The organism is Motiliproteus coralliicola (genome assembly GCF_003345655.1).
Taxonomy (GTDB): Bacteria; Pseudomonadota; Gammaproteobacteria; order Pseudomonadales; family Balneatricaceae; genus Motiliproteus; species Motiliproteus coralliicola.
This window is the reverse complement of record NZ_QQOH01000001.1, coordinates 586,933-608,259: the sequence shown is the minus strand read 5'-3', so window position 1 is coordinate 608,259 and position 21,327 is coordinate 586,933. Positions and strand designations below refer to the sequence as shown.

Here is a 21,327-nt window from a genome sequence, read left to right as displayed (position 1 = left end):
CCCGATCATTGGGCCAACAGGCCTGATCGTCAGTGGTTAATACCTCACACCGGGACAGCCTTGCCCGCGTGAATGGTTGCGACCCCTGTTGTTACCGCGGCTCCAGTTCCTATAGAGCCCAGAAGTCTGGTACTGGCCACAGCCCGAACGACGGCGCCAAATAGTGGTCGGCCAGTAGCACCACAAAAAGCGCCATGATGTACGTAATGGAATAATAGAACATTGCCATCGGAGCTGTTCCCAATGGATCTTGATAAACCCGCCAGGCCCATTGAAGAAATCTCATGTTCAGTACGCTGACACCCACCAGATACCAGAGCCCGCACATGCCGGTCATCAGCGGCAGCATCGTGGTCGCGATCATCAGCAGGCTATAAAGCAGAATCTGCAATGCGGTGTAATCAACCCCGTGGGTAACCGGCAACATCGGCACCCCGGCACGGGCATAATCGTCACGCTTATGGATACAGAGCGACCAGAAATGCGGTGGCGTCCAGGCAAAAATTATCAATACCAGCAGCAACCCGTCCGGCTGTAGCGTGCCGGTTACGGCCACCCAGCCCAACAGTGGCGGTGAGGCACCGGCGATACCGCCGATCACGATATTCTGCGGCGTGGCCCGCTTCAGCAGCATCGTATAGACCAGCGCGTAACCTATCAGCGAGGCCAGTGTCAGCCAGCCGGTTAATGGATTAACCAGTATCACCAGCATCCCGATACCACTGATGCCGAGAATGGCAGCAAACAGCAATCCCTGGACTGCTGTCACCTTGCCCTGAGGTAACGGCCGCCGATGGGTGCGGGCCATCTGCGCGTCGATATGCCGATCCGCCACCTGGTTAACCGCCGCCGCGGAACCGGCAGCCAGAGCGATCCCCAAGGTGCCGTACAGCAGCGCCGACAGTGGTGGCAGTCCGGGCGCGGCCAAAAACATGCCGACAATAGCCGTCAACAACATCACCGCCACTACACGGGGTTTGGTCAACTCCAAATAGTCGCGCCAACCCGCCGTCTCAGACAGCTCCATCAGGGACGACGAGCTCCCTATCGTTCTCGGATCAGCCATAATTTCTCTCCCTGGCACTAAGGCCACTCAAGCGGTAGAGCCTCAACAACGACAGCAATAGCAACAAGGCGCCCAGATGATGCCCAAAGGCCAACCACAGCGGCAGCCCGTAGATCACATTCAAGCCGCCCAGCAAGGCCTGTAGCAACGCCACTCCAACGACCAAGACGCTAGCTGCTCTTAACCGCTCATGCCGCCAAAACCGCAACATCAGCACTCCCAAGTAAAGCACTAACAGCAGCGCCATTCCCCGATGGGTCATCTGAATCGCCGCCCGGGCCTGGGGGGATTTTCGCCCGCCGAGAAAACTTTGCTGATCGGCGCTTGGCAAAATAAACGCGGCTTGGTAATCCAACGCCACAGTCTGGCCAGCGGCATCGACCTGCTGGCAGCTAAACCAGTGTGGGCAAGCCCAACCGGCGTAGTTACTGCTGGTCCATCCTCCTAAGGCTACCTGAATCAACAGCATCAATACGGCGATCCCGCTCCAGCGCTTGACCGATGAGCCAACAGCTGTCGGACCTGCATCCGAAGCTGCTGTCCGCCGATAAGAGGAGTCAGAACGCGACTGCAGTTGGATCCGTAGCAACGATTGGTTCAATAACACCAGCAACGAAACCGTCAGCAGTCCGCCAACCAGGTGCAGCGTCACCACCTGGGGCAGTAGCTTGAGCGTAACGGTCCACATCCCGAACAGCCCCTGCACAATCACCAGCCCCAGTAGCAGATAACTGAGCCGACGGGGATAACGTCCACCATCTCGCCGCCTCACGTGTGCCGACTGACGAGCCGCCACCACCGCCAACAGCAAAATATTCAAGCCCAACCCCGCAGCCAGGTATCGATGGCTCATCTCCAGCCAAGCCCGGGCGCTGTCAATCGGGATTAACGGATAACGCAGTTGCGCCAAGGCTTGCCCTTGAGCACTACCGGGTAAGATCAGTTCGCCGTAACAGCCGGGCCAATCCGGACAGGAGAGACCGGCATCATTGAGCCGGGTCCAACCGCCCAACAGCACCACCAGGATCGCCAGCAGCAGCGCTAGACGGGCCAGTCTCAACGGCCAAGGCCCCAGGTCTGAACCGGCACCGGCTTCGGAACGCGCCGTATAATGCTCAGTCTCAGAGGCTGAATGGTCTGAAGTTTGACTGATAGTGGGATGCATCCTAGCCCTCTACGGATCCATTCGTTGAAACAGTTTTCAATGCTGCCAACATGTTCACCCCTTCAACCCCGCGCTATCGACGGGATTAGCCTATTCGTGACACTTTCAGTAACCGTTTGAGATCTTTCAGTACCGCTTTAGCCGGTTGATCCAGGCGGTATCGCAACACCCGGTTACCCAATGGATCCACCAGCCATAACCCCTGAATCTCGGGAGTAGCCTGCGGACTGAACAACGGTATAGCCGTGTGCTCAGTGTTTATCTCGGATGCCGGTGCTGTGTCGGATGCCGATAGCTGGGCCGCAGCCGATGGCATCACCAGTTGATAGCCAACCCGGTCACGATCACGCCCCAGCAAGGTATGCAGCTGCGTCAGTTGGTGCTGCCACTGACGACAGGCGCCATCACAGGCGGTGACAAACAGCAACAACTGCCAGCGCCCCTGCGCTTCAAAAACCTGTCCATCTCTTAACCGGAGCTCGAACGGCGGTTGCTGAGGGTCCACCAGCATCCCCTGGTTTACCCGCTGCTCGGGGACTGCAATAGCGCCGAAGTAACTGACCATCGCAAACAGCAATGGTAATAACGCGACCGTAAGCAACGCCCACAAAGGCCGATAAGAGCCCGGGGTAGATGTCAGCGGCATAGTCCCGTGGTCATCAAGATTGTGCATTCGGCCCTCCCTGCACATGTGGCTGTTCAGACTCCCGATCCGCATGGGGTGATCGACGCCAACCCCACCAGAACAGATAGCCGGCCAACAGCAACGCCAATGCAAACCACTGCAACGCATATCCCTGATGTTTGTAGGCCGGCATCACACTGACCGACCAGTTGGTATCAGCATCGATCAACGGCTGTTGCAGCCTCAGCACCGCCGAATAAACGGGACGTTGCCACAGCTCCTGCAGCCTGTTCAGGTCGACCTGCTGAATCCGCTTCGGCCAATCTGCCGACCATCGGTCGGCAGACAACATCAAACCGCTATCGGTGGCGACCAGCAGCCCCGCCAGCGTATGGTCCTGATCGGCAAGATCACGAACCAAAGCCGTCGTATCGGGGAGCTGCTGTCGATCGAAGGAAGCCGCGACCCAGCCCAGGTTGACCACACCATATAGACCGGTACTCACTTCTTCGAACGGCAGCAGCAGTTCATAACCGACCCGGCCGTCACGGGTGCGGTTGTCGAGCAGCAACGGGAATCGCCGATCCAGCCGCGCCCGGATCTTCACCGGGTACGGCAGGGTCACTGCCGTTGAGGGTAATTGGGGCGCAGCGGCACTATGTTGCAAGCGTTCCAACAGCTGCTGTTTTTGCTCGGCACGTTCGAGCTGCCAGAATCCCAGCCCCAACAGAATCGGCAACAACAGCGCACCCAACAGGATACAGACACGTCGAGTTCGCGGGGTGGGTCTATCTTTACTCTGACTCATCGCTGTTTTCCTACTGGCGGGATACGGCTTCGGGGAATAACCAAGTCTGGTCCGGACTCAGCCTCACCCCTTGGCGCCAGGGAGTAATTGCCATGTTCAAACTGCTGTTGCTGTTGGTTTTTGCCGCTATCGTTGCCAGCCTGATGGCAGCGCTCTATTTTCTTATTTTCGATCGTGCCGACAGCCATCGCACCGTCAACAGTCTCGGACTACGGGTTGCTTTAAGCCTGCTGCTGGTGGTGCTGTTACTGATCGGTTTTTATACCGGCCAGCTGCAGCCCCACGGCCTACATCCCCATTAGAGGATGTAGACGAACAGGAACAGCCCCACCCAAACCACGTCGACAAAGTGCCAATACCAACTTACCGCTTCAAAACCGAAGTGGTTGTCGGCACTAAAATGCCCTTTCAGGACCCGAATAAAAATAATGATCAGCATCACCGTTCCCAGGGTCACGTGGGCCCCATGGAAACCGGTTAAGATAAAAAAGGTGGCTCCGTAGATTCCCGCCTGCAAGGTCAGGCCCAGCTCGGTGTAGGCGACGATATACTCTTCGATCTGGAAGCCCAGGAAGCACAGACCCAGAAGGATGGTGACCCCGAGCCAGGTTTGTACCCGGTCCCGGTCACCCAATTTGAGACTTTTGTGGGCGATCGTCAGAGTCACACTGGAACTCAACAGCAGCACCGTATTGAGCAGCGGAATCCCCCAAGGGCTGATCACCTCTTGAGGCCCTGGGAAGCGTTCCATGTCCGGGGTCTGCATCAACGGCCATTGAGCACTGAAGCCCTGCCACAGCTGGTTGGCTATCGCCTTATCTCCCTCACCGCCGAGCCAGGGCACGGCGAAGTTGCGAACATAAAAGAGCGCTCCAAAAAACGCGGCAAAGAACATCACCTCAGAGAAAATAAACCAGCTCATACCCCAGCGAAATGAACGATCTATCTGGTCGCTGTAAAGTCCAAGCTGACTCTCGCGGATCACCCCAGCAAACCAGCGAAACACCACCCAGATCATCAACAGCGCACCTGCGATCAGCAGCCAGTGACTGACACCCTGCCCGTCGCTCTCCAGCGCGTTGATGGTACCGGCCGCACCGAGCGCCATCAGAAACAGTGCGATCGACGCGATGATCGGCCAACGGCTGCTTTCCGGAACATAGTAGGTAGTGGTCGGGCTGCTCATAGGGTACTCCTCGCCCCCGCCGCTGGTTCCGACTCGAGCCGACGCTGGCTCAGTCGCGCATCGCTGCCGGCAGTGGCATCAAATAGCGTGTAGGAGAGCGTAATGGTGCGGATATGCTCGGGCAGATCCGGATCGATCATCAGTACCAGCGGCATGGTCTGACGCATATTCGGCCCCAGCGACTGAGATTCAAAACAGAAGCAGTTCACTTTCTGCAGATAACCGGCCGCTTCAGCCGGCGCCACGCTGGGTACGGCTCGCGCTACCATCTCTCGGGTGGTCGGGTTCATCGCCAGATAGCTGGTCATCGCCTGCTCGCCGGGATACACCGAAAGTTCGGGCTGCTCGGGCTGAAACTGCCAGGGCATCCCTTCGTTATTGACGGCGATCAGCTGTACCCGCACCAGCCGGGTTCGGTCGATCGCAAAGGGTTGGGCCGGCTCACCGGTTCGGGTCACTTTGCCGTTGATTCCGGTCAGCTCGCAGAACACGTCATAGAGCGGCGCCAGTGCAAAACCGAAACCGAACATCAGCACCGCCACTAACAGCAGCCGGCGGGCCAGTCGGGCAGGATCGCGTCGATCCGGTGGCCGGGGTGATTGGGGCGTTGCCATCAGCGTCCCCCCTTGGTTAACAGCAGTGCCACCTTGGTATCCGGCGGTTCACTGAAACTGTGGTAAGGCGCCGGCGACGGCAGACTCCACTCCAATCCCTGGGAGCCCTCCCAAACCCGCTTGTCAGCTGGGTCGCCCTCTCGCACGCACTGGACGATGTTGTAGATAAACAGCAGCTGCGACAGCCCAAACATAAAGGCCCCGACCGAGGCGACCATATTGAAGTCGGCAAACTGCAACGCGTAATCGGGAATCCGCCGCGGCATGCCCGCCAAACCGATAAAGTGCATCGGGAAAAAGGTCAGGTTGACGCCGATAAACGACAGCCAGAAATGCCATTTGCCCATCGTCTCGTCGTAATAACGCCCTGTCCATTTAGGCAGCCAGTAGTAGACCGCCGCCATAATCGAGAACACGGCCCCCGGAACCAGTACGTAGTGGAAATGGGCCACCACGAAATAGGTGTCGTGGTATTGGAAGTCAGCCGGCGCGATCGCCAGCATCAAGCCGGAGAAACCGCCGATGGTGAAGAGCACCACGAACGCCAGCGAGAACAGCATCGGTGTCTCGAAGGTCATCGAACCACGGAACATGGTCGCCACCCAATTGAACACCTTAACCCCGGTCGGCACCGCGATCAGCATGGTTGAGAACATAAAGAACAGTTCGCCCACCAACGGCAGACCGACGGTGAACATATGGTGGGCCCAGACGATAAAGGAGAGCAGCGCGATCGACGAGGTCGCCCAGACCATCGAGGTGTAACCGAACAGACGTTTGCGGGCAAAGGTCGGAATGATCTGCGACACGATCCCAAACGCCGGCAGGATCATGATGTAGACCTCGGGGTGGCCGAAGAACCAGAACACATGCTGGAACAGCACCGGATCCCCCCCACCAGCTGCATCGAAGAAGCTGGTGCCGAAATGGATATCCATCAGCATCATCGTAACCACCCCGGCCAGAACCGGCATCGCCGCGATCAGCAGAAACGCGGTGATCAGCCAGGTCCAGACAAACAGTGGCATATCCATCATCCTCATACCCGGGGCACGAAGATTAAGAATGGTGGCGATAATATTGATCGCCCCCATGATCGAGCTGATCCCCATCATATGGACCGCAAAGATAAAGTAGGTCACGCTCGGGGGCGCGTAGGTCGTCGATAGGGGCGCGTAGAAGGTCCAGCCGAAGTTGGGCGCCCCGCCCTCCATAAACAGGGTCATAAACATCAGGCTGAAGGCAAAAGGCAGGATCCAGAAACTCCAGTTATTCATCCGCGGCAGGGCCATATCCGGTGCGCCGATCATCATCGGCACCATCCAGTTGGCCAGCCCGACAAAGGCCGGCATGACCGCACCGAACACCATGATCAGGCCGTGCATGGTGGTCATCTGGTTGAAGAACTCCGGCTGGACAAACTGCAGCCCCGGTTGAAACAGCTCGGCGCGAATCACCAGCGCCATGGTGCCGCCGGCGAAAAACATCGTCAGCGAGAAGATCAGATATAGGGTACCGATATCCTTGTGATTGGTGGTCAACAGCCAGCGCATCAACCCCGAGGGCGGCGTGGCATGGTGGGACGTCATGGCTTGCGTTGAGCTCATCACCCTCTCTCCTATGGCGACAGACGCGCCCGAACCTGGTCCGCTGTCACCGCAGCGGCACCGTTATCCCAGGCGCTGCGCTCGTAACTGATTATGGCCGCCAGCTGCTCGGCGCTTAGCTGCGTGCCGAAAGCCACCATCGCCGTGCCCGGTTTGCCGTGGATTACGATATCGATATGAGACTCGTCCGGACCGGTCACCAGAGCGCTGCCTTTGAGCGCCGGGAATACGCCATTGACCCCAAGTCCGCTGGGTTGGTGACAGGCACCACAGTGCTGCAGGTACAGCGCTTGACCATCAACAGCGCCAACCATGGAATCAGCCTCCTGCGAGGCTGCGACAGCCGTTTCAGCTTCTGCTTCGATGGCGCTATCGGCCGGCATCATTGCCGATGGAGTTACTGCTGCCGAGTCGGCGCCAGACGAGGCCGCAGCCCCTGCCGAGCTGTCGCCACCTTGCAGAGCCAGAATCTGTTTCGGCGTCACGGCTTCACCGCGATTACCCCAGGCGTTGCGTTCGTAGGTGATCACCGCCGCCAGGTCGACCGCATCCAGCTGCTGGCCAAAGGCTTGCATCGCAGTGCCGCTACGGCCGTTGAGGACGATATCGATATGGGCGTCGGGGTCTTCGGCGATCAGGCGACTGCCCTTAAGAGCAGGAAAAACGCCGGCAACTCCCTCACCGCCGGCCTGGTGGCAGGCGGCGCACTGGCTCTGATAAACCGTTTCGCCGTGCGCCATCAACTCGTCAAGACTCCAGTCGCGCTCGGCGGCACCCGCACGCTGCTCGGCGGCACTGCGGCTATCGGCCAACCACTGGTCGAACTCCGCTTGCGGCACCACCTCGATCACCACCGGCATAAAGCCATGATCCCTACCGCACAACTCGGCACACTGGCCGCGATAGGTACCGGTTTGCTCCGGGATCGCCCAGACCTCGTTGATAAAACCGGGGATCGCATCCTTCTTAACTGCCAGGGCCGGTACCCACCAGGAGTGGATCACATCGTTGGAGGTCAGCAGGAAGCGGATCTTGCGATTAACCGGCAAGACCAGAGGACGATCGACCTCCAGCAGGTAGTTCTTCCCCTTGGGCTGCTCGTTATTGATCTGGGCAGTCGATGTGGCCAGGTTGCTGAAGAAGTCCACCTGTTCGCCGACATACTGGTAACGCCACTTCCATTGGTAACCGGTAATCTGTACCGTCAGATCTCCCTCGCGTTTGTCGTACATCGCCATCAACGTCTGACTGGCCGGCAGCGCCATGGCAACCAAAATGACGAAGGGGATCAGGGTCCAGAGAATTTCGACCCAGGTGCTTTCATGAAAATTATGAGCCTGGGCGCCGCGGGATTTACGGTGGTGGATGATCGACCACAGCATTACCCCGAACACCACCACTGCGATCGCTACGCAGATATAGAAAATCAGCATATGAAGATCGAATACCGATCGGCTGATTTCGGTGATGCCTGGCTTAAGGTTCAACTGCCAGTCGGCAGCGGTTCGTTCCGTGAAGCCGCCCGCAACCAACAGAACCAAAGCGATTGCTGGTCGCATGGATCTGCCTCCCGAGTTCGGATAAGGCGCCTAATGTCGTTATACCCGAGCAGTTGACTCGGATAGACGGAAGTATAGCCGCTGACACGCAGGCTTCTAATTTTGAAACCAAAAAACGGAAATCGTGGTAGGCATCAAGACCTTAGGTCTGGTTTGTGGCGTCTGACAAAGACCATCCAAAAAACCGCCTGAGAATTGAAATAATTATTTCAATTTATCAGCAAGTTAAGGCAGAAATAGAGAATTCACTTAATAAAAAATTATTAGTGCCAAATGCAATTAAAAACCGACCTATTAGTCGGGATAATTATTATCGAAGCCCGAGATTGCCCCGGGCTTCGCGCGATTCAACGACCCAGCAGCCGTCAAATCAATGAGCCAATCTTGTGCGTTGCCACTCCTCGGTCGGCTCATTCAGCATCATCTTCATCTCGATGGCCTCTTCCTCGGCGTTATAGCTGTTTTCAAAACCGAGCTTCTTAGCCAGCTTTTGCATTCCGAGGTTACTGGTCATGGTGGTCCCCATGATCTCCAGGGTGCCTTGCTCGCGGCAATAATCGATCATCTTCTGCATCAGCAGTTTTCCGAGTCCCTCCCCCTGTAGCTCGTCGAGCAGAACCACCGCGAATTCAGCCGACACATTATCGGCATCGGTGGTGGTCCTGACCACGCCCAGGGTTTCGTTGCCGGGCTTGCCGTCCAGCCGCGGCGCCGTCGCGATAAACGCCATCTCACGGTCATAATCGATCTGGGTCCAGTTGGCCAGCTCATCATGGTTGGGCTCGCCACGACTGTAGAAGTAACGCAACCGAATCGACTCCGGGCTCAAACGTTGGAAAAACTCCAGGTGTCGGGGTTCGTCCTCGCCACGAATCGGTCGTACCAGGACCTCTCGGCCCGAGCGGAGCTGAATCCGGCTCTCCAGCTGCTCCGGATAGGGAGTAATGGCGGTCTTGACCGGCTGCCCCAAGCCGATACTGGCATCCACCACCAGCAATCCATTTCTGTTGACCAGCAGCGGGTGGATCTCCAGGGTTCGCAGATGCGGTAGGTCGATCACCATCTCCGATAAGCGCACCAACACCTGACAGAGACTGTCCAGATGCTGCTCGAAGTTACTGCTGTTCTGTTTCAGGATCGGGTAGAAACGGGAACGGCGAATCATGGCCTTGGCCAGACTCTTATTTAGCGGCGGCATCATCAGCTGACGATCGGCTCGCACATCGTGGCTATAACCCCCGATGCCGAAGAAAACCATCGGCCCGAACACCGGGTCTCGGGTAATCCCGGTGCAGACCTGCAGCGACTGGAAGCCGCGCTTCATCCGCTGAATCGTAAATCCACGGTATTCCTGCTCACCGAAACGCTCGTCGATCCGGCGCGACAGCTCCCCAACATGGTGCTCCAGCTCAGCTGGGTTGGTCAGATCCAACGCCAGATCGCGCCAACGCTGCGCGTTTTCATCGTCGTAGCAGAACGGGTAGCAGTTATCCTTATGCAGCGTCTTGATCGCAATTGGCGTTTCCAGCTTGCGGGCGATCTTGATCGCCTCCTCCACACTGTCGGCATAGAACGAACTGGCGCACTCGAAACCGTACAGTTCCAGTACGTCGGTAACCTCTTCATGGCGCAGGTAATCACGACCGTTCTCCATCGCCTGCTCGACCATCTGCTTGGCCTTGCTGAGCTTGGCCTCTTCCAGCTGCAGGCTGACCGGGGTCGGGGTCTCCTTCAGCATGGTCTGGTTGCGCCGGTGCTTCACCATATGCATGAAGGCGTCAGCGGCTTTTTCCGGGGTGATATAGGTGGGGATTTTGGCGTCATTGAACAGGTTGCGCGCCTCGATCGCGCTCTGTCGTCCCATCCAACTGGTCAGCACGTTGCGACGGGTACGCTTGGCGGCTTTGATCACCGCCTCGGCGGTGGCCGCACTGGGCGCCATCTGGGTCGGTGCATGCAGTACCAGCAATGCGTCCACCCCTTTGGCCTTGCTCAGAATTTCCACCGCTTTCTGATAGACCTCGGGACTGGCGTCGGCATTCAGATCGACCGGGTTCTGGGAGGTCGTTTCGTTGCCAGTCAGCTCGGCCAGCGCGGCGACGGTTTCCGGCTGCAACTGCGCCAACTTCACTCCGCCCTTATCGACCAACCGCTCCACCGCCATCGCGCTCGGGCCCATACCGTTGGAGATCAGCGCCAGGCGCTCACCGTACAGTGGTTTGATGGTGGTCAGTGTCTCCAGCGCATCGAACAGCTCATCGCTACTGTCGACCCGTACCGCACCACAGCTGGTCAGGATCGAATCGTAGACTTCGTCGAAGGTATCAACACCCGGCGGCAGCAATTTCTTGCGATCGGCATAGGCCAGCAGCGATAGGTTACTCTTGAGCACCAGCACCAGCTTATTTCGCGCTGCAGCCCGTAGGGCAGAGATGAAATGGGGCGCATTGGTGATACTGTCCACCTGGATCAGCAGCGAACTGGTGTAGGGATCGGTAGCCAGGTAATCGATCACACTGGCCAGATCGACGTCGATACCACCACCGAGGGTCAGGAAGTTGGAAAAACCGATCCCCTGGCCGTTGGCCCAGTCGATCATCGCGGTACCCAGAATTCCAGACTGCCCCACATAGGCCACGTTGCCCTTGCGGATATTCTGGTGGGCGTAACTGGCGTTCAATTTCATCGCCGGCACCAGCAGCCCCATCCCTTCCGGGCCCAAAATCCGGATCCCGTAGGGGTGGGCCGCATCGCGCAGAGCGCGATTGAAGGCGAAACGGTCGGCGTATTTGGTCTGGCTCAGACGGGTACCCAATACCAGCGCGGCTTTGACCTTACGTTTACCCAGCTCTTCGATCTGAGCCGGGATTTTATCGGCATCGGAACAGAGTACGGCCAGATCCGGCATCTGCTCCAGATCATCCAGCGACGCAACGCTCTTAACGCCGTCAAAGTGCTCTGGATGTTCGCCGACCCGATAGATCGGATGGGAGTAGCCCCCTTCAACCAGATTTTTCAGGACCACCCGCCCCATGCTGTCAGGTTCCGGGGTAACCCCAAACAGGGCCACTGACTGGGGTTTAAAGAAACGCTTAAGGTATTGAGTGCTCACCAGGAACTCCAGAAATGCTGCGGTGCAAAACGCTATTCTATCGCTGCCGTCCCCATAATAAAACAGGGCGCCTAAGCGCCCTGTTTCGGTTCTTGATAAAGATCAGCTCAACGGCTGAGTTTGAGCAACAGCTTGTTGAGCCGCTGAACGAAATCGGCCGGATCAGCCAGCTGTTCGCCGCTGGATAGGCAGGCCTGATCGAACAGGATCTGCGCCAGCTCACCGAACTGATCTTCGTCGGATTCATCGTTGAGTGATGCGACCAGCGGATGGGTCGGGTTCAGCTCCAGAGTCGGCTTGGAATCCGGAACCTGCTGGCCAGCAGCCTCCATGATCTTGCGCATCTGCGCCCCCATCTCGTGTTCACCGACTACCAGACAGGCGGGAGAATCGACCAGACGGTGGGTGATGCGAACCTCGTTGACCTGCTCCTTGAGCAGCTCCTTAACCCGCTCCACCAGAGAGCCGAACTCTTTGGCGGTCTCTTCCTGCTGCTGCTTCTCGGCTTCGTCTTCAACTTTGCCCAGGTCCAGATCACCCTTGGTGATATCCTTGAACGACTTGCCTTCGTACTCGTGCAGGTTGCTCATCAGCCACTCGTCGACGCGATCGGACAGCAGCAGCACCTCGATGCCCTTCTTGCGGAAGATCTCCAGATGGGGGCTGTTCTTGGCGGCGGCGTGTGAGTCGGCAACGATGTAGTAGATCGAATCCTGACCTTCCTGCAGACGCTCGATGTACTGATCCAGCGACTGATCCTGCGCTTCCTTGTCGGTATGGCTGGTGGCAAAACGTAGCAGTCTGGCGATCTTGTCGCGGTTGGCAAAATCTTCCGCCGGACCTTCCTTCAGGACCTGGCCGAACTCGCTCCAGAACTTGGCGTAATCGTCACCCTCTTTCTTGGCCAGCTTGGTCAGCATGTCCAGCACCCGCTTGGTCAGCGCGCTGCGCATCGAGTCGATAGCCGGGTCTTTCTGCAGGATCTCACGGGAGACGTTCAGCGACAGGTCGTTGGAGTCAACCACACCCTTGATAAAGCGCAGGTACAGCGGCAGGAACTGCTCGGCATCGTCCATGATAAAGACGCGCTGGATGTAGAGTTTCAGGCCACGGACGCCGTCACGGTTCCACATGTCAAACGGGGCACGACTAGGCACGTACAGCAGACTGGTGTAGTCGAGCTTGCCCTCAACCTTGTTGTGGCTCCAGCTTAGCGGGTTCTCGAAGTCGTGGGAGACGTGCTTGTAGAACTCCTGGTACTCCTCCTCGGTGACCTCGGTACGGCCACGGGTCCAGAGCGCGGTGGCAGCGTTAACACTCTCCCACTCAACAGGCGCATCCTCGGCAACCGGCTTGGGATTCCCCTCATCGTCGAATTCCGGCGTCGGCTCCTTCACCATCTCAACCGGGATCGAGATATGGTCGGAATACTTGCGTACCAGTGAGCGCAGACGGAAACCATCGGCGAATTCGGCTTCATCCTCTTTCAGGTGCAGCACGATGGTGGTTCCGCGATCGGCCTTTTCGATGGTCCCGACATTGAACTCACCCTCGCCACGGGATTCCCAGTGTACGCCGTTGGCGGCTTCGTCACCGGCTTTACGGGTCAGCACTTCAACCCGCTCGGCAACGATAAAGGCGGAGTAGAAACCAACCCCGAATTGACCGATCAGGTGCGAATCTTTCTTCTGGTCACCGGTCAGGTGTGACAGAAAATCGGCGGTACCGGACTTGGCGATAGTACCCAGGTGATCCACCACATCCTGACGATTCATGCCGATACCGTTATCGATAATACGGATCTGGCGGGCTTCGTTGTCGAACTCGATTCGGATCTTCAGTTCGCTGTCGTTTTCATACAGGCCACCATCGGACAGCGCTTCAAAGCGCAACTTATCGGCAGCATCGGAGGCGTTAGAGATCAGCTCACGCAGGAAAATCTCCTTATTGGAGTAGAGCGAGTGAATCATCAAGTGCAGTAGTTGTTTGACTTCGGTCTGAAAGCCCAGCGTTTCTTTTTGCGTTTCGGTGGTCATACCCAGTTCCAGTTTCAACAGATAAACCCGGCTCCAGTCTCAAATAGGGCTGGAACCCTCTTGCTGCTGTTTAAATGGGGACGGCGAATGACATTTCAAGCGTTGTTTTGCACAACCTCGCTCAACCGAAGATCCTTTCCAGCTCGACCTAACCGAGATGCTGCCGAGAATCGGATCCAGACCAGGAACGCTTCGATCGGCAACGATAGGCTTAGACGTGCAACACCACCATCTTCAACGGATGCTTGCCGTCAAAGCTGGGAAAGTCCGCTTCAGGTTGAAGCCACTCAACCTCGCGGATCGGTCGATCGACCTTGGCGGCGCTACGCTGCAACTGATCCAACCAATCCTGGGCATCGACCTGGGCCACGTTGTTGCAACAGACCAGCCGCCCTCCGGGTTTGGTTGCCAGCAGGCTCGGCTTGAACAGGCTGGGGTAATCGCGGATCAGGTCCACCGTACCGAACGGGCTTTTGGCCCAACGCGGCGGATCAAGAAATACCAGATCGAACTGACAGGCATCCAGACGCGGATAGTTACGCGCCGGCTGGCGACGCCCACCGCGCCCCTGGCGACGGTATTTGACCGGCAAGCCCGCCAACTGACGCGCGGCGGGGAAAAAGTCCGATTGAACAAATTCAATCTGCTCGTCGGTCAAATCATTCAACTCGGCGTTTTCCCGGCCCACGTCCAGCGCTGAGCGAGCAAAATCGATATTTACCACACGACGGGCCCCGGCACTTGCGGCAACAACGCCAACACCACAGGTATAGGAAAACAGATTCAGGACACTCAGTCCTTGTGCATGCTGTTGGATATAACGCCGCCCTGCCCGCATATCCAAGAACAGTAAGGGATCGATCCCTCGATGCACGCCTCGGGTACGAAAGCTAACCCCCAGCTCCCGACAAACCGCCTCGGCATCGCCTTCGGCGCCGGAAAACAGCGAGTGCTTAGCCGCAGTCGGGTTGGCCTGACTGTGTTGGCGGGCATGGTAGAACGGCTGCAACGCCATACCCAGACGGTCTTCAATCTGCTCGACAATCAACGTCACTTCGTCGTCGCCCAGATCACGGTGAAAGCTCTGGATGATCAACTGCGGTCCATACCGATCAACGGTCACACCGGCCTCGCCCTCGACGGTACCGTGATAGAGCCGGTAGCAATCAGTCTGCTCCGCGTCTAACTGTGCGACAAGAGGACGGCGTCGATCCAATGCCAATCCCAACGAATCATGCAGTGAGCTCAACGCGCTGCCGGAGGCTGCAATCGGCTGGTCAGATGTGGGAAGAGGGACGCAGTGGTGAGTATCGGTTTTATCGGTCATGGAAGATGCCTGAAAATTTGGCGCAGTATACCGCAACCTTTTCCTGTCCGCGCCCAAGCCGGTTTAACCCCTCGTTAACCTGCAAGCTGGTAAAAAACTGCCGGCCGGGAAAAATCTCCCGGCCAGGTCACGCGACAGTAAAAAAATACCCTTATACTTAAACCTTTATCTACAAATGACCGCCTAGACCGGGGCACGTTTTCACAGCCGTCAGGGTTGTAAAAATGCCTATGGAATGACTACGCAATCAAGGATTAGCATGAAGAAAACAGCTCTCTTTTCTATGCTCATTATCGCCGGAATGGTGTCAGTTCAGCAGTTCAGTCCATCCTTGGCAGTGGCTGAGGATAGTGCATCAGAGGCTCAAAGCTCTCCTCAGGGCCCAATCCCGGTAACGGTTGAGGCGGTTCAAGCAGATTCTGAAGTCGTCACTCAAGATCTCCCCGGCCGCGTCTCCGCCTATCGTCTGGCACAGGTTCGGGCCCGGGTAACCGGAATTATCGAAAAGCGGGTTTTCGATGAAGGAACCCATGTCGATGCCGGCGAAGTCCTGTTCAAAATCGAAGACCGGACCCTGAAAGCCACCCATCGTGCCCGCAAAGCCGATGTCGCCAACGCTGTCGCAGCGTACAACCTGTCCCAGCAAACCCTGAAACGCTACAAGCAGCTGCTGTCGATGGGGGCGGTCAGCCGTCAGGAGTACGATACCAACGCAGCCCAGAGCCAGCAGTCCAAGGCGCAGGTCGAACAGGCCAAAGCCAACCTGGAGATCGCCAAGATCAATCTGGATTACGCCACCGTCACCGCGCCCATTTCCGGCCGGATCGACAAAGCCCTAGTGACAGAGGGTGCGTTGACCAGCGCCGAATCGACCCAACTGGCCAATATCGAACAGATCGACAAGGTCTATATCGACTTCACCCGAACCAGCGCCGATGTGATCCGGATCCGCCAAGCGATGAATGCCGGACTGATCTCCGGTCCTGACGACAAGAATATCGAGATCAATCTGGGGGACGGCACCATCTACCCGGAAAAGGGCCAGCTTGAGTTCTCCTCGATGGAAGTGGATGAGGCGACCGGTGCCATCTCATTGCGTGCAGTGGTCGACAACCCCGACTTCGTCCTGCTGCCGGGTATGTTCGTGCGGGTCAAGGTTCCCGTTGCCACCACCAATAACGTGATCAAAGTCCCGCAGAAAGCCGTCAATATTACGCCCAAGGGACCGGAAGTTTATATGGTCAAGGACAGCAAACTGGTCCCTGTGAAGATCGAGCTGGGGCCGATGACCGGTGAGTATTGGTTTGTTCGCTCCGGCCTGAATCACGGTGACCGGGTGGTCGTCAGCGACACCTCCATTCTCAAGACCATGGCAGGTGCCCAGTTTGTCGGTATGACCTCAGCAGAGATGCAGGATGCGGGCATGACCGCCAAGCAGCAATAACGGGCCACAGGGAGAATCTCATGCCGCAGTTTTTTATCGACAGGCCCAAGTTCGCCTGGGTTATTGCCATTCTGCTCCTGATCGCCGGGGGACTTTCGTTTACCCAGCTACCGGTTGCCGCCTACCCGAGCATCGCCCCGCCCCAGGTCACCGTCACCGCGACCTATCCGGGCGCCTCGGCCAAAACTATCGAAGATACCGTTACCAGCGTCATCGAAGATGAGATGAACGGTATCGAAGGCCTGAAGTACATCGCCTCGGAATCCAGCCGTGCCGGAACCGCAACCATCACCCTGACCTTCGAGACCGGCACCGATACCAATATCGCGGCGGTCGATGTGCAGAACCGACTCAAGCGGGTCGAAGCCAGACTGCCTTCCTCGGTCAATCAGCAAGGGGTCAATATCGATAAGACCCGACCCGACTTCCTGATGATCATCGCGCTGCACTCGCCCAACGGCACCTACAACGCCACCGATCTTGGCGACTATATCGATGCCAACGTGATCAGCGAAATTCGTCGCCTGCCCGGCGTCGGCTCGGCCGACCTGTTCGGTTCCAAGTACGCGATGCGGATCTGGATCGATCCGAAGCAGATGACCTCGTTCAGTATTACCCCGGACGAAATTGTCTCCGCGATCCAGAGCCAGAACGCGCAACTGGCCACAGGTGAGCTGGGGGCGCTGCCCTCACCTTCCAACCAGCAGATCAACGCCACCGTATTGGTGCCGTCACGCCTCTCGACGGTTGAAGAATTCGGTCAGATTATCCTGCGCTCCTCCTCAGAGGGTGCGGTGGTTCGATTGCGCGATATCGCTCGTGTTGAACGGGGCGCCCAGAGTTACGCCACCAATGTGCTGCTCAACGGCCAGCCCGCGGCGGCCTTCGCGACCAAACTGTCCAACACCGGCAATGCGTTGGTGACGGCCCAGCTGATCAAGGAGAAGATGGACGAGTTACAGCAATTCTTCCCCGAAGATATTCGCTGGATGTCGCCCTATGACACCTCACTGTTCGTCGATATCTCCATCGCCGAGGTGAAAGAGACCCTGATCATCGCGATCATCCTGGTGACGATCGTCATGTTTGTATTCCTGCAGAACTGGCGCACCACCCTAATCCCGTTGATCGTGGTTCCAATTTCGTTGATCGGTACGGCGATCGGCATGTACCTGTTTGGTTTCTCGATCAACATGCTGACCATGTTCGGTATGGTGTTGGCGATTGGTATCGTGGTGGATGATGCCATCCTGGTGGTCGAGAACATCCAGCGCCTGATGGAGGATGAGGGCCTGGGGCCCTACCAGGCGACCAAGAAGTCGATGCAACAGATCAGTGGAGCCATTATCGGAACCACCGCGGTGCTGGTCGCAGTATTCGTGCCGATGGCCTTTATCAGTGGCTCGGTCGGACAGATCTACAAACAGTTCTCGCTGACCATCATTATCTCGGTCTGTATCTCGTCGTTCCTGGCGCTCTCCCTCAGCCCGGCGATGGCTCAGGGCTTACTGAAAGCCAAGAACCCCAACCCGGGCAAGCTGGCCCTGGCCCTTTCTGCACCGGGACAATGGTTTAACCGCGGCTTTGCCCGGCTTACCGATGGCTATATGGCCGTCGTCAAATTGATGCTGACCGGGGTCGGTGTGGTGGTCACCATGCTGATCTTCGCCGGCATCGGCGCCTTTGATTACCAGAAGTTCAACAGCCTGCCGAAAGGCTTCGTTCCTTCGGAAGACCAGGGTTTCGTAGTTACCGGCGCCCTGCTCCCTTCTGGGGCCACCCAGGAACGCTCCAAGGAGCTGGCTGACAAAACCGATGCCTGGCTCAAGAGCCAGCCCGAGATCAAAGACGTGATCACGGTACTCGGCTTCGGCTTCCTGGGCTCCGGCCAGAACACCTACATCAGCTTCGCCAACCTGCACCCCTGGGACGAACGAACCAAGAAGGGTCAACGGGATGCCGATCAGATCGTCGCCGATGCGGGCCCGGCCTATCAGCGCTTTATCGGCGACGGCATCGTGTTCGCATTCAATATGCCGCCGATCCCCGGCCTGGGCAACGACAACGGTTTCGATTTCCGACTGCAGGATCGCTCCGGCAATAACGATCCCGATGCTCTGATGCAGGCGGCGTTCCAGATCATGGGCATGGCGGCCCAGGGCGATGGTCCTGCCACCATCACCGGCCTACGTCCAAACACCCTGCCCCCGGCGCCGCAGATTCGGATCGACGTCGATCGGATCAAGGCCCGCTCGTTGGATGTGGATATCGCCTCCCTCAACTCCACCTTGCAGATCGCCATGGGTTCAGCCTACGTCAACGATTACGTCGAGAATGGCAAGGTTCACCAAGTCTGGGTCCAGGCGGATCAGGACGCCCGCTCTTCCCTCGAAGCGATCATGAGCCTGCAGGTTCGCAACACCCAGGGCGGCCTGGTCGACCTCAAAGAGATCGCCAGCGCCGAGTGGATTCAGGGCCCAGCCAAACTGAACCGCTACAACGGCGTACCGTCGATACCGCTAAGCGGAGCCCCAGCCCCAGGAGCCAGTAGTGGTGACGCCATCGCGATGATGGAGGCGTTCGCCGCAGAGCTTCCGAAAGGCTTTGGTTTCGAGTGGTCCGGACAATCGTTGGAGGAGAAAATCTCTGGCGGTCAGACCGTCTATGTGTTTGCCCTGTCGATCATCGTGGTATTCCTGGTATTGGTTGCATTGTATGAGAGCTGGGCGGTGCCGCTATCGGTCATGCTGGTGGTGCCGCTAGGTGTGCTGGGCTGCGTCCTGGCGGTCAGCATGCGCGGATTGACCAACGATGTTTACTTTACCGTAGGCATCATCACTATCATCGGTCTGTCGACCAAAAACGCCATCGTGATCGTCGAGTTTTCCCGCGATCTACAACACCACGGCAAGAGTGCCTACGACGCGGTTGTCGAAGCCTGCAAGCTGCGCTTCCGGCCGATACTGATGACCTCTTTTGCCTTCGTGCTTGGGGTTATCCCGTTGGCCATTTCCACCGGAGCGGGCTCCGCCAGTCGTCGCGCCATCGGAACCGGCGTACTGGGAGGCATGCTATCGGCCACCGTGCTGGCGGTGCTGTTCGTGCCGGTGTTCTATCTGTTAGTCCGTAAACTGTTCCCGGCCAAGCCCACCAGAGCGGAACTTGAAGCCCAACAAGCCGCCGCGATGGAGGACCAATAATGCACCCGTTCACTAAAGTCAGCCTATCGCTGCTGATCGCAGGCAGCCTGACCGCCTGTACCAATCTGGCACCACAGTTCGAGTACCCGGAGCCCCCGGTCGCCAACACCATTGCCGGTGTTGCCGAGACAGCGGCGCAGCCACAACTCGAACTGGCTGCCTGGCGTGAGTTTTTTCCTAGCCCGACCGCCAAACAACTGATCGAACTGGCGTTGGAAAATAATCGAGACCTGCGGATCGCAGCCGCCAACGTAGCTGAGGCACAAGGGCTATACCAGATTCAGCAGCGCGAATATCTGCCCGATATCGGCATCAACGGTGCCGGGACCACCACCCGGAACTCGACCAACCTGAGCGGCGATGACAATATCAGCCGCAGCTACAGCGCCAACGTCGGACTGGTCTCTTACGAGGTCGACTTCTGGGGCCGGATCCGCAATCTCAACGATGCTGCGTTGGCAAGCTACTTCGGCACCCTGGAAGCTCAGCGCTCGAGCCAGCTGAGCATCATCTCCGAAACGGCCAATGCCTACTACAACTGGCTGGCGGCGACGGAAAATCTTCGTCTTGCCGACGAAACGCTGGAGAGTCGCAAGAAGTCGATGGAGTTGATCCAGCTGCGCGAAACCGTCGGCATCTCTTCGGCGCTGGATATTGCCCAAGCCCAGGTAGCCCTGGTCACCGTCGAGGCCCAGAGAGCCCAGAACCAGCGCACCCTGTCGAACTTCAAGGCCGCACTGGAGCTGCTGGTCGGCACCCCGATCGACCAGTTGTTGGCGAATCAGAAAAACGGCCACAAGCCCGATTTCAAACTTCAAATCCCAGACAATCTGGACTCCAGCATTCTACTCAGCCGGCCGGATATCATCCGCTCCGAGGAAGCACTGCGGGCGGCTAATGCCAACATCGGCGCAGCAAGGGCGGCGTTCTTTCCGCGGGTCAGCCTGGTGGGCAGTACCGGTTTGGCCAGTAGTGACCTGAGCGACCTGTTCGGCTCCGGCTCCAGCACCTGGACCTTCACACCTTCGATCGCCCTGCCACTGTTCGGCAACAGCAATCAGGCCAACCTCGATGTGGCGAAAGCCCGTCAGCAACGCTCGGTAGCCGAATACGAAAAAGCGATCCAAACCGCTTTTTCCGAGGTCTACACTAACGCCCAGGCCCGCATCGCTCGGCGCGCCGAGATCGATGCCAACACCCGTCTGGTGACGGCACAGCAAGACCGGCTGAAACTGGCCGAAGCCCGCTACCGGGCCGGTCTGGACAGCTACACCGAGGTATTGGACTCTCAGCAGAACCTGTTCTCCGCCGAGCAGGCCCTGCTGGAATCCGAGCGTGGCGAGGTTGAAGCGGTGATCCAGCTCTACAAAGCACTAGGCGGCGGAGACAGCACCAGCAAGAGTTTCCGTGATCTTCACAGTCAGACAGAGCAGAATCAAGGCTAGATCCGCTCAGTGAAGTCCGTTAAACCGGATCCTCACTCGCTGTAGAACTTGAAATTCTGTCCATAAAAAAAGGGCCCTCAATGAGGGCCCTTTTTCGTTAACCGCGAAGGTTAATCATCCATTCAGAAGCCTG

The 21,327-nt window shown here is 57.7% G+C and carries 15 protein-coding genes; 4 read left to right on the top strand and 11 right to left on the bottom strand.

The window, feature by feature from the left end; all coding sequences use genetic code 11:
• Positions 1 to 109: 109 nt before the first annotated feature.
• The 4 genes from cyoE to DV711_RS02740 form a co-directional block, all read right to left on the bottom strand.
• Complete coding sequence (gene cyoE / locus DV711_RS02755; protein ID WP_165839976.1) at positions 110 to 1,066, bottom strand: heme o synthase; 957 nt, start codon at positions 1,064 to 1,066, stop codon at positions 110 to 112.
• Positions 1,059 to 2,231 carry a COX15/CtaA family protein gene (locus DV711_RS02750; RefSeq protein ID WP_114694110.1) on the bottom strand — a complete coding sequence of 391 codons (1,173 nt, stop codon included), beginning with the start codon at positions 2,229 to 2,231 and terminating at the stop codon, positions 1,059 to 1,061. Before DV711_RS02750 ends, cyoE begins: the two co-directional genes overlap by 8 nt.
• Before the next feature lie 85 nt (positions 2,232 to 2,316).
• On the bottom strand, positions 2,317 to 2,904 hold the full coding sequence (locus DV711_RS02745; protein WP_133297386.1) for a hypothetical protein: 588 nt from the start codon (positions 2,902 to 2,904) through the stop codon (positions 2,317 to 2,319).
• A complete protein-coding gene (locus DV711_RS02740) occupies positions 2,891 to 3,664 on the bottom strand; it encodes an SURF1 family protein (RefSeq protein WP_114694108.1) in 774 nt (257 codons plus the stop codon). The genes DV711_RS02745 and DV711_RS02740 overlap by 14 nt, the downstream gene beginning before the upstream one ends.
• Before the next feature lie 92 nt (positions 3,665 to 3,756).
• On the opposite strand from DV711_RS02740, the gene DV711_RS02735 reads away from it, so the two are divergent.
• Positions 3,757 to 3,966: a DUF2909 domain-containing protein gene (locus tag DV711_RS02735; protein ID WP_114694107.1), complete on the top strand. Its 210-nt coding sequence runs from the start codon at positions 3,757 to 3,759 to the stop codon at positions 3,964 to 3,966.
• Here DV711_RS02735 and DV711_RS02730 read toward each other — a convergent pair.
• The 7 genes from DV711_RS02730 to DV711_RS02700 form a co-directional block, all read right to left on the bottom strand.
• The gene (locus DV711_RS02730; protein ID WP_114694106.1) at positions 3,963 to 4,850 is read right to left on the bottom strand and encodes a cytochrome c oxidase subunit 3; all 888 of its coding nucleotides are present in this window, start codon (positions 4,848 to 4,850) and stop codon (positions 3,963 to 3,965) included. The genes DV711_RS02735 and DV711_RS02730 overlap by 4 nt on opposite strands.
• The gene (locus tag DV711_RS02725; protein WP_114694105.1) at positions 4,847 to 5,464 is read right to left on the bottom strand and encodes a cytochrome c oxidase assembly protein; all 618 of its coding nucleotides are present in this window, start codon (positions 5,462 to 5,464) and stop codon (positions 4,847 to 4,849) included. The genes DV711_RS02730 and DV711_RS02725 overlap by 4 nt, the downstream gene beginning before the upstream one ends.
• Positions 5,464 to 7,071 (bottom strand): cytochrome c oxidase subunit I, encoded by a 1,608-nt coding sequence (ctaD, locus tag DV711_RS02720; protein WP_114694104.1) that lies wholly within the window; start codon positions 7,069 to 7,071, stop codon positions 5,464 to 5,466. The genes DV711_RS02725 and ctaD overlap by 1 nt, the downstream gene beginning before the upstream one ends.
• Before the next feature lie 11 nt (positions 7,072 to 7,082).
• Complete coding sequence (gene coxB, locus DV711_RS02715) at positions 7,083 to 8,630, bottom strand: cytochrome c oxidase subunit II (RefSeq protein ID WP_114694103.1); 1,548 nt, start codon at positions 8,628 to 8,630, stop codon at positions 7,083 to 7,085.
• A gap of 370 nt (positions 8,631 to 9,000) precedes the next feature.
• Positions 9,001 to 11,742 carry a bifunctional acetate--CoA ligase family protein/GNAT family N-acetyltransferase gene (locus tag DV711_RS02710; protein ID WP_114694102.1) on the bottom strand — a complete coding sequence of 914 codons (2,742 nt, stop codon included), beginning with the start codon at positions 11,740 to 11,742 and terminating at the stop codon, positions 9,001 to 9,003.
• Positions 11,743 to 11,849: 107 nt separating this feature from the next.
• Positions 11,850 to 13,778 (bottom strand): molecular chaperone HtpG, encoded by a 1,929-nt coding sequence (gene htpG / locus DV711_RS02705; protein ID WP_114694896.1) that lies wholly within the window; start codon positions 13,776 to 13,778, stop codon positions 11,850 to 11,852.
• Between the two features lie 211 nt (positions 13,779 to 13,989).
• Positions 13,990 to 15,105: a class I SAM-dependent rRNA methyltransferase gene (locus DV711_RS02700; RefSeq protein ID WP_207802516.1), complete on the bottom strand. Its 1,116-nt coding sequence runs from the start codon at positions 15,103 to 15,105 to the stop codon at positions 13,990 to 13,992.
• Positions 15,106 to 15,364: 259 nt separating this feature from the next.
• Between DV711_RS02700 and DV711_RS02695 the strand changes: the two genes are divergently transcribed.
• The 3 genes from DV711_RS02695 to DV711_RS02685 are packed head-to-tail and all read left to right on the top strand — an operon-like array spanning position 15,365 to position 21,194.
• Complete coding sequence (locus DV711_RS02695; RefSeq protein ID WP_114694101.1) at positions 15,365 to 16,549, top strand: efflux RND transporter periplasmic adaptor subunit; 1,185 nt, start codon at positions 15,365 to 15,367, stop codon at positions 16,547 to 16,549.
• Positions 16,550 to 16,569: 20 nt separating this feature from the next.
• Entirely contained in the window at positions 16,570 to 19,749 is a 3,180-nt protein-coding gene (locus tag DV711_RS02690; RefSeq protein ID WP_114694100.1) for a multidrug efflux RND transporter permease subunit, read from the top strand.
• On the top strand, positions 19,749 to 21,194 hold the full coding sequence (locus DV711_RS02685; protein ID WP_114694099.1) for an efflux transporter outer membrane subunit: 1,446 nt from the start codon (positions 19,749 to 19,751) through the stop codon (positions 21,192 to 21,194). Before DV711_RS02690 ends, DV711_RS02685 begins: the two co-directional genes overlap by 1 nt.
• Positions 21,195 to 21,327 lie beyond the last annotated feature (133 nt).

Coding starts and splice junctions, on each gene's coding strand:
- cyoE (WP_165839976.1), bottom strand. CDS start 1,066: ATGGCTGATCCGAGAACGATAGGGAGCTCGTCGTCCCTGATGGAGCTG.
- DV711_RS02750 (WP_114694110.1), bottom strand. CDS start 2,231: ATGCATCCCACTATCAGTCAAACTTCAGACCATTCAGCCTCTGAGACT.
- DV711_RS02745 (WP_133297386.1), bottom strand. CDS start 2,904: ATGCACAATCTTGATGACCACGGGACTATGCCGCTGACATCTACCCCG.
- DV711_RS02740 (WP_114694108.1), bottom strand. CDS start 3,664: ATGAGTCAGAGTAAAGATAGACCCACCCCGCGAACTCGACGTGTCTGT.
- DV711_RS02735 (WP_114694107.1), top strand. CDS start 3,757: ATGTTCAAACTGCTGTTGCTGTTGGTTTTTGCCGCTATCGTTGCCAGC.
- DV711_RS02730 (WP_114694106.1), bottom strand. CDS start 4,850: ATGAGCAGCCCGACCACTACCTACTATGTTCCGGAAAGCAGCCGTTGG.
- DV711_RS02725 (WP_114694105.1), bottom strand. CDS start 5,464: ATGGCAACGCCCCAATCACCCCGGCCACCGGATCGACGCGATCCTGCC.
- ctaD (WP_114694104.1), bottom strand. CDS start 7,071: ATGAGCTCAACGCAAGCCATGACGTCCCACCATGCCACGCCGCCCTCG.
- coxB (WP_114694103.1), bottom strand. CDS start 8,630: ATGCGACCAGCAATCGCTTTGGTTCTGTTGGTTGCGGGCGGCTTCACG.
- htpG (WP_114694896.1), bottom strand. CDS start 13,778: ATGACCACCGAAACGCAAAAAGAAACGCTGGGCTTTCAGACCGAAGTC.
- DV711_RS02700 (WP_207802516.1), bottom strand. CDS start 15,105: ATGACCGATAAAACCGATACTCACCACTGCGTCCCTCTTCCCACATCT.
- DV711_RS02695 (WP_114694101.1), top strand. CDS start 15,365: ATGAAGAAAACAGCTCTCTTTTCTATGCTCATTATCGCCGGAATGGTG.
- DV711_RS02690 (WP_114694100.1), top strand. CDS start 16,570: ATGCCGCAGTTTTTTATCGACAGGCCCAAGTTCGCCTGGGTTATTGCC.
- DV711_RS02685 (WP_114694099.1), top strand. CDS start 19,749: ATGCACCCGTTCACTAAAGTCAGCCTATCGCTGCTGATCGCAGGCAGC.